Raw genomic sequence first — 6985 nt, forward strand, 5'->3', positions numbered from 1 at the left:
GATCTTGACACCAACCCTCGGGCCGGACGGGCACTCCCGCAACCGCGGCGGCCGGGACGGTTGGGCCGCCCGGGTGGTGGCCCGGGCGGCCGCGCCGAGCACGGGCGTCAGCCCCGGGCGGCGGTGATATAGGCCAGACCATGGGCCCCGGCCTCGCCCGCACGGCCCACCTCAAGGGTGGTGAGCACCTTCGGGGCGGTCAGATCGACCACGGTCACGGTGCTGGACATGACACCGGAGACATAGCCCGTCCTGCCGTCCGGCGAAGAGGTGACGGTCAGCGGGAACACCCCGGTCTCCACCTGCCCCACGATCTCCAGCGACCCGGGCGCGAAGACGGTCAGCACACCGTTGGTCTGCGCGCCGAGCAGGCCTCCCTCGCCCTGGGCCATCCGCAGCTCGCCGGCGAGCACGGCTCCGGTGGCCGTCGTGTGCACCGGGAAGACCACACCTTCGGTGGGCAGGGTCCGTACGATCGCGCCCGTGGCGGTCTCGATCACGCGGACGCCCGGGCGGGCGGCGGGCCCGTCCTTGAAGTCGCCCTTGGGGGCGGCCACATAGACGTACGCGCCGTCGGGCGAGACGGCCAGGCCCTCGCTGCCGGGCACCTCGATCCGCCCGGCGAACTCGCCGCGCTCCAGGTCGAGCACGGAGACGAAGGGCGCCTCCTTGTTGGTCGTGTAGCCGCGGCGGCCGTCCGGGGTGATCTCGACCCAGTGGGGGCCGCCGGCCATCACCGGGATCCTGCCGCGCCGCTCGCGGGTCGCCGTGTCGTAGACGACGACCCCGCCCGGTTCGGTGCCGTTGGCCTCGACGCTGACGTAGAGCAGCCCGCGCGCCCGGTCGAGGGCCAGGCCGTGGGGCGCGTGGTCCGGGGTGGTGTCGAGGACGTCGACGACGGCGTGGGTGTCGACGTCGATGACGGTGACCTGCCGGGCCCGGCCCTCGTGCATGCCGTAGTAGCCGCCGGTGTAGGAGGTCGCGCAGTACAGCACCCGGTGGTCCGGGTCGAAGCACAGCTCGTGCGGTTCGGCGGGCACCTCGACGACGTCCAGCCGCTCATGGGTGACGGCGTCGAAGAAGGTGACGGTGGGTCCGGTCTGGCTGACGACGGCCAGCTGGTCACGGAAGGCGAAGGAGATGCCGGAAGCGGTGTCTCGCTGAGGGGAGTTCATGCCTCGATCCTCGCCCCGGACCGGCCTGTGACTCCAGTGCAAGCTTGTCAACCGAGACTTGCGTCGGACGCAATCGAAGTCCCCGGGCTCACAGCGCCGCCAGCCACCGGGCGTCCAGGACGCCCTCCGCCGCGACGCCCGCCGGGCCGGTGAGGAGCGTGGCGGACGACGCGTCGAGCGCCACCGTCAGCGCTCCCATGACGTTCTCGACGACCGTCGTCTCCCGGCGGCCCGCGGCATGCTGGAAGGCCGCGGCCGCCGCGCACGCGGCGGCGCCGCCCGGGCGGATCTCCCCGGCCCCGGGCCGGTAGGCGCGCACACGCAGGCTGCCGCGCGGCAGCACGTTGACGAAGACCATGTCGGCGGCCGGCACAAGCACGCCGACGGCCTTCGGGAAGGCCGCGGTGTCCGGCTGCGGCTCCTTGGTGAAGTCCAGGTAGGACACGGGGTGGTCCATGACGCAGACCAGGTGCAGAGCGCCCAGCGACACGAGCGTGCCGGGGAAGGACTCCCCGTCCGCCGTCACGCCCGCCGTGCCGAGGACGCGCGGGGTGGGCATCTCCACGGTCGTACGGCCCTTGGCGTCGACGGTGACGCGCTGGTCGCCCAGCCGGGTGCCGATCCACAGCGCCCCGGGCCCGGCGAGCCCGGCCACCGTCAGATAGCGGGCGGCGAACCCGGCGCCGGGGCCGCAGACCATGGAATGCGAGGCGTCGGCGTCCCGGCAGTCCACGAACCACTCGCCACGCGTACGGGCAGGTCCTTTGCCGGGCCCGGCGGCCGTCAGGCGCAGCAGGCCGTCCCCGCCGAGCCCCGTGCGCGGGTGGCACAGCCCCCGGACCGCGCCCTCGGACAGCGCGACCTGGTTGCCGGGGTCGAGGAGGAGCAGGAAGCCGTCGCCGCCGCAGTGGCCCTTCACATAGCGGGGCCCGGGCTCGACGACGGGCCGGTGCGCAGCCATCGACCACCTTCCGGGGGAGGTTCGGGCCCACCGGACCCTGACTGCGGCATCGTGCGGCAGCGGCGGGGCCGCCCGCAACGCCTTCGCGGGGCTTCTCCGGCGGACTGCCGGGCGACTGCCGGTGGACCGCCGCCGGACCGCGCGGGACGGATGGGGGGCCGTGCGCCGACGGCCGGGCCCATAGCGGACGTCGGCGAGCGAAGGGGGCATCTTGACCGCTGAGTTGAGCGTCCTACGCTGGGGTGGTCCGGTGACGAGGAGGCCCACAGGCCGGTCGCGGCCGGCCGTGCGCCAGTGGGGAAGGGGCCCGAGGGGGAATGACGTTGACGGACGGTGCCCAGGGGCTCGCGTTCGGCCCGCTGCTGCGCCGCTACCGGCTCTCGGCGGGCATGACCCAGCAGGAGCTGGCCGGGGCGTCCACGCTGAGCGTGCGCGCCATCGGCGATCTGGAGCGCGGCAGGACGGGCCGCCCCCAGCGGAAGTCCGTGGAGCTCCTGGCGGGGGCGCTGGCCCAGGGGGACGAGGCCGCGCGGAGGCTCGTCGAGGCGGCGAGGGCCGCGCGGCTCGCGCCGGAGCACGACGGCGCGCCGGAGGAGCGGCCCCGCGACGACACGGCGGCGCACGCCGTACCGGTGAACGGAGGCCGGACCCCGGGAATACGCCTCCCCGGCGCGTCGGTCTGCGAACTTCCGCCGGATATCGCCGATTTCACGGGCCGTCAGCGCGAACTGCTGGAGATCGAGGGGGCGCTGGCGCCCGAGGGGGTCCGGTGCGGGCAGCGGCTGACGCTGATCGCGGGGCATCCGGGGGCGGGCAAGACGGCGCTGGCGGTGCGCGCCGCGCACCGGCTCCGCTCCCGGTTCCCGGACGGCCAGCTCTTCGTCCAGCTGTCCCCCGCCGGGCACCCGACCCTCGGCCCGGACGACGTGGTCCGCCATCTCCTGCGCTCCCTGGGCGACCCGGCGGCGGGGGCGGGACCGGCGGAGGAGGCGGGCGCGCGGCTGCGCGCCGCGCTGGCCCGCAGGCGGGTGCTGATCGTCCTCGACGACGCGGTCTCGGAGGGGCAGGTGCGCTGCGCCTGCCCGGGGGTGGGCGGGTCGGCGGTGCTCGCGACGTGCCGGCGCCGGCTGTCCGCGCTGCCGGGCGCGGGGCGCGTCGACGTCGGGGCGTTCGGCACGGAGGAGTCGCTGGTCTTCCTGGCGCGGATGGCCGGCGAGGAGCGGGTGCGCCGCGAGCGCGCGGAGGCGGCGCTGGTGGCCGAGTTGTGCGGCCGGATCCCGCTGGCCCTGCGCGTGGTGGGCTGCCGGCTGCTGGCGCGGCCGCACTGGACGATGCGGACGCTCCTCGACGAGGTCCTCCACGATCCGCGCACCCGGCTGCGGGAGCTGAGCTCGGGCGACCTCACCGTGCGCGCCGCCGTGGCGGCGGCGTTCGGCGTGCTGGACGAGCAGACGCGCTGGGCCCTGCGCCGGCTGGCGACGACCCGGGCGCAGGGGTTCGGCCTGCGGGGCGCGGCGACGCTGCTCGGGTGCGGGACCGCGCGGACCCACCGGATCCTCGGCGACCTGCTGGACGGCCATCTGCTGGAGGCCCTCGACGGGCGGCGGGCGGCGGAGCCGTCCTATGTCGTCCCGCCGGTGATACGGCTGTTCGCGCTGGAGGGGGCGGAGGCGGCCGCCACGGGCCCGGCGCCGCTCGCCCGGAGCGGGCCGGGGCGGTCGTAGCCGTTCCGGGGCGGGCCAGCGGGTCAGCGGGTGGTGTAGCCGCCGTTGATGAAGAGGGTCTGCCCGTTGAGCCACCAGCCGTCGGTGAGCAGGAACTTCACATACGGCACGATGTCCTCGATCTTCGTCAGCTCGCCGTTCATCGCGGAGGACTTGTGGTACGCGATGGAGTCGTCGGTCTCGGCGGGGTAGAAGAACCCGGTGTCCATGGGCCCGGGGGCGATGTTGTTGACCGAGACGTTCCGGCCGAACAGCTCCTTGGACAGGGCGCGGGTGAAGTGCTCGACGGGGGCCTTGCTGCCCGCGTAGACGGAGTAGAGGCCGGTGTAGGCGGCGAGCAGCGAGGTCACGATGGTGACGATCTTCCCGCCGTCCTCGACGCGTTTCGCGGCCTCCTGCATCATGAAGAACGCCGCCTTGGAGTTCACCGCGAACATCTTGTCGTACTCGGCCTCGGTGACCTCGGTCAGCGGCTTCTTGAGGACCATGCCGGCGGTGTTCACCACGCAGTCGACCTTGTCGAAGGCGCCGACGGCCACCTCGAACAGCCCCTCGACCTCCGAGACCTGGCTCAGGTCGGCCTCGTGCACGACCGCGTCGCCGCCCGCGGCCCTGACCGCGTCGGCGGTCTGCTGGGCCCCTTCCTTGGAGGACGGGCTGTTGTAGTGGACGACGACCTTCGCGCCGTCCTTGCCGACCTCCCTGGCGATGAGACCGCCGAGGTTCTTCGACGCTCCCCCGATGACGACGACCTTGTCCTTGAGCGTATGACTGGGCATGCGTCTCTCCTCGGAGGGGGCTGACGGCAAAGCACGACTACTTTATGGCGGTATGTACCCCTTCGCATGCCGGTCGCGTGCCGGTCGCATGCGGGTGCCCGAGCGGTACGACCCCGGAGCTTCCGGACGCCAGAGGGCATTAGGCTAGCCTTACCTTATGACTTTGTCGCACGTGGACACCGAGGCGAAACCCGCCGCTGACCAGGCAGTTCCCAGACCGTCCCACGGCCGTCGGAAGCTGCCGGTCATAGCGGCCGGACTGTTGTTCGCCGTCCTCGTGATCGCCGCCCTCTCCCTGTCCGTCGGCGCGGGCGAGGTCGGCCCGGGCGCCGTCCTTGACTATCTCCTCGGCCGGCACGGCGCGCGCGACAACTCGCGGCTGTCCCTGGTCGTGGGCGATCTGCGGATCCCCCGCACCCTTACCGCGCTCCTCGTCGGCGCCGCCCTCGGCACCTCCGGCAGCCTGCTCCAGGCCGTCACCCGCAACCCCCTCGCCGAGACGGGCCTGCTGGGGGTGAACGCCGGCGCCTCGCTCGGCGTCGTGGCCGGCATCGCCTTCCTCGGGGTGCAGAGCGGCCTCGGCCATCTGCTGTGGGCGTTCGGCGGCGCCATCGTCGCCAGCGCGCTGGTCCTGCTCATCGCGGGGCGGCGCGGCGGCGGTTCACCGATGCGGCTGGTCCTGGCCGGCTCCGCGCTGGGCGCCACCTTCGGCGGGCTCACCAGCGTCATCGTCGTCAACTCGGCCGAGACCTACGACCGCTTCCGCTTCTGGGTCCTCGGCTCGCTCGCGGGCGTCGAGGGCTTCGGCAAGCTCACCGGTCTGCTGCCGGTCCTCGCCGTCGGCTTCGTGATCGCCCTGCTCGTCGCCCGCCCGCTGTCCGCGCTGGCGCTCGGCGACGACCTCGCCAAGGGACTGGGCCACCGGCCCTCCACCATCCGGGTGGTCGTCGCGGTGGCCGTCACCCTGCTCACCGCCTCCGCCGTGGCGCTCGTCGGCCCCATCTCCTTCCTCGGCCTGCTGGCCGGCTTCCTCGCCCGCACGCTCGCCGGCCCCCGGCTCACCGCCCAGATCGCCCTCGCCGGACTCATCGGCGCGGGCGTCCTCACCGGCGCCGACGTCCTGGCCCGGGTGGTCTCCCGGCCCTTCGAGGCACCCGTCTCCGTCATCGTCGCCCTCATCGGCGCCCCCGTCCTCATCGGCATCGTCCGCTCCCGGCGCATGGGGGCGATGGGCATGACCGACCCCGCCACGGAGGAGGCCGCGCCGCCCAAGCGACGGTTCGCCCTGCGGCGGCGGGAGGAGCGGAAGGAGAAGCGAGAGAGCCTCGTCCTGCGGAGCGGCGCGCTGTCCATGCTGCTGCCGCGCCGGGCCGCGCTCGCGGCGCTCGCCCTGGCGGCGCTCCTCGTCGCCGCCGTCGTCCTGTCCGCGTACGCGGGCCAGAGCGAGATGGGCCTGAGCCGGACGTTCAACGCCGTCCTCGGCTCGGGCGACCGCTTCGACGTGCTCCTGGTCCAGAAGTTCCGGCTCGGCCGGATCGTCGCCGGGCTCACCGCCGGCGCCGCCCTGGGCCTGGCCGGCTGCCTCACCCAGACCCTCGCCCGCAACCGGCTCGCCACCCCCGAGCTCCTGGGCGTCAACGACGGCGCGACGGCGGCCGTCCTCATCTCCACGACCGTCACCGGCACCTTCGGCGCCTGGTGGGCCGGCCCCCTCGGCGCGCTGGTGGCCGTCCTCGTCGTCACCACCGTCTCCGGCGGCCTCGGGCAGCGCGGCTACCGCGTCCTGGTCGTGGGCCTGGCCATGTCCGCCCTCGCCTCCGCCGTCACCCAGGTCGTCCTCACCCGCCGCTCGCTGAACTCGGCGAGCTCGCTCTACGTCTGGACCTCCGGCAGCCTCAACGGACGCGGCTACTCGGTGGCCACCCCCGTCCTCATCGGCCTGGCCGTCCTCGTACCGCTCGCCCTCGTCGTCGCCCGCCAGCTCAACGTGCTGCGTTTCGACGACTTCACCGCGTCGTCCCTGGGCGTCGCCCCGGCCCGGGTGCGGATGTTCTGCCTGCTGCTCGCGGTGGCTCTGGCGGGGCTGGCGGTGGGCATCTGCGGGCCGGTGGGCTTCGTGGCGCTGGCCTCGCCGGTGATCGCGGGCCGGCTGGCGGGGCCGCTGCGGGTGCCGGTGGTGGGGTCGATGCTCACGGGAGCCGTACTCATCGTTGTCGCCGACACGGTGGGACGCGTGCTCTTCGACGGGGTCGAGATTCCCGTCGGCATCGTCACGACGGTTCTTGGCGGGCCGTTCCTGCTGTGGGTGTTGCTGGGGCGGTCCGGTGCGGCGCGGGTGTAGACCTC

Annotated in this window: 5 protein-coding genes; 2 read left to right on the forward strand and 3 right to left on the reverse strand. The window is 74.1% G+C overall.

Translation table 11 applies throughout. The features are described from left to right. Positions 1-107 precede the first annotated feature (107 nt). Both RM609_RS05955 and RM609_RS05960 read right to left on the reverse strand, forming a co-directional pair. Positions 108-1175 (reverse strand): YncE family protein, encoded by a 1068-nt coding sequence (locus RM609_RS05955; protein ID WP_311608477.1) that lies wholly within the window; start codon positions 1173-1175, stop codon positions 108-110. Between the two features lie 88 nt (positions 1176-1263). Then, positions 1264-2136: a diaminopimelate epimerase gene (locus RM609_RS05960; RefSeq protein WP_311608478.1), complete on the reverse strand. Its 873-nt coding sequence runs from the start codon at positions 2134-2136 to the stop codon at positions 1264-1266. Positions 2137-2453: 317 nt separating this feature from the next. On the opposite strand from RM609_RS05960, the gene RM609_RS05965 reads away from it, so the two are divergent. After that, complete coding sequence (locus tag RM609_RS05965) at positions 2454-3860, forward strand: AAA family ATPase (RefSeq protein WP_311608479.1); 1407 nt, start codon at positions 2454-2456, stop codon at positions 3858-3860. 23 nt (positions 3861-3883) lie between these two features. On the opposite strand, the gene RM609_RS05970 is transcribed toward RM609_RS05965, so the two are convergent. After that, complete coding sequence (locus RM609_RS05970) at positions 3884-4639, reverse strand: SDR family oxidoreductase (protein WP_311608480.1); 756 nt, start codon at positions 4637-4639, stop codon at positions 3884-3886. A 157-nt stretch (positions 4640-4796) separates the two neighbouring features. Here RM609_RS05970 and fhuB point away from each other — a divergent pair, with 157 nt between their 5' ends. Then, positions 4797-6980, forward strand: a complete 2184-nt coding sequence (gene fhuB / locus RM609_RS05975) for a Fe(3+)-hydroxamate ABC transporter permease FhuB (protein WP_311608481.1) — start codon at positions 4797-4799, stop codon at positions 6978-6980. Positions 6981-6985 lie beyond the last annotated feature (5 nt).

This window comes from Streptomyces hesseae, from assembly GCF_031845785.1.
In the GTDB taxonomy this organism is placed as follows: domain Bacteria; phylum Actinomycetota; class Actinomycetes; order Streptomycetales; family Streptomycetaceae; genus Streptomyces; species Streptomyces hesseae.

Excerpts from the sequence above, each read along its gene's own strand:
- RM609_RS05955 (WP_311608477.1), bottom strand. The coding sequence starts at position 1,175 with ATGAACTCCCCTCAGCGAGACACCGCTTCCGGCATCTCCTTCGCCTTC.
- RM609_RS05960 (WP_311608478.1), bottom strand. The coding sequence starts at position 2,136 with ATGGCTGCGCACCGGCCCGTCGTCGAGCCCGGGCCCCGCTATGTGAAG.
- RM609_RS05965 (WP_311608479.1), top strand. The coding sequence starts at position 2,454 with ATGACGTTGACGGACGGTGCCCAGGGGCTCGCGTTCGGCCCGCTGCTG.
- RM609_RS05970 (WP_311608480.1), bottom strand. The coding sequence starts at position 4,639 with ATGCCCAGTCATACGCTCAAGGACAAGGTCGTCGTCATCGGGGGAGCG.
- fhuB (WP_311608481.1), top strand. The coding sequence starts at position 4,797 with ATGACTTTGTCGCACGTGGACACCGAGGCGAAACCCGCCGCTGACCAG.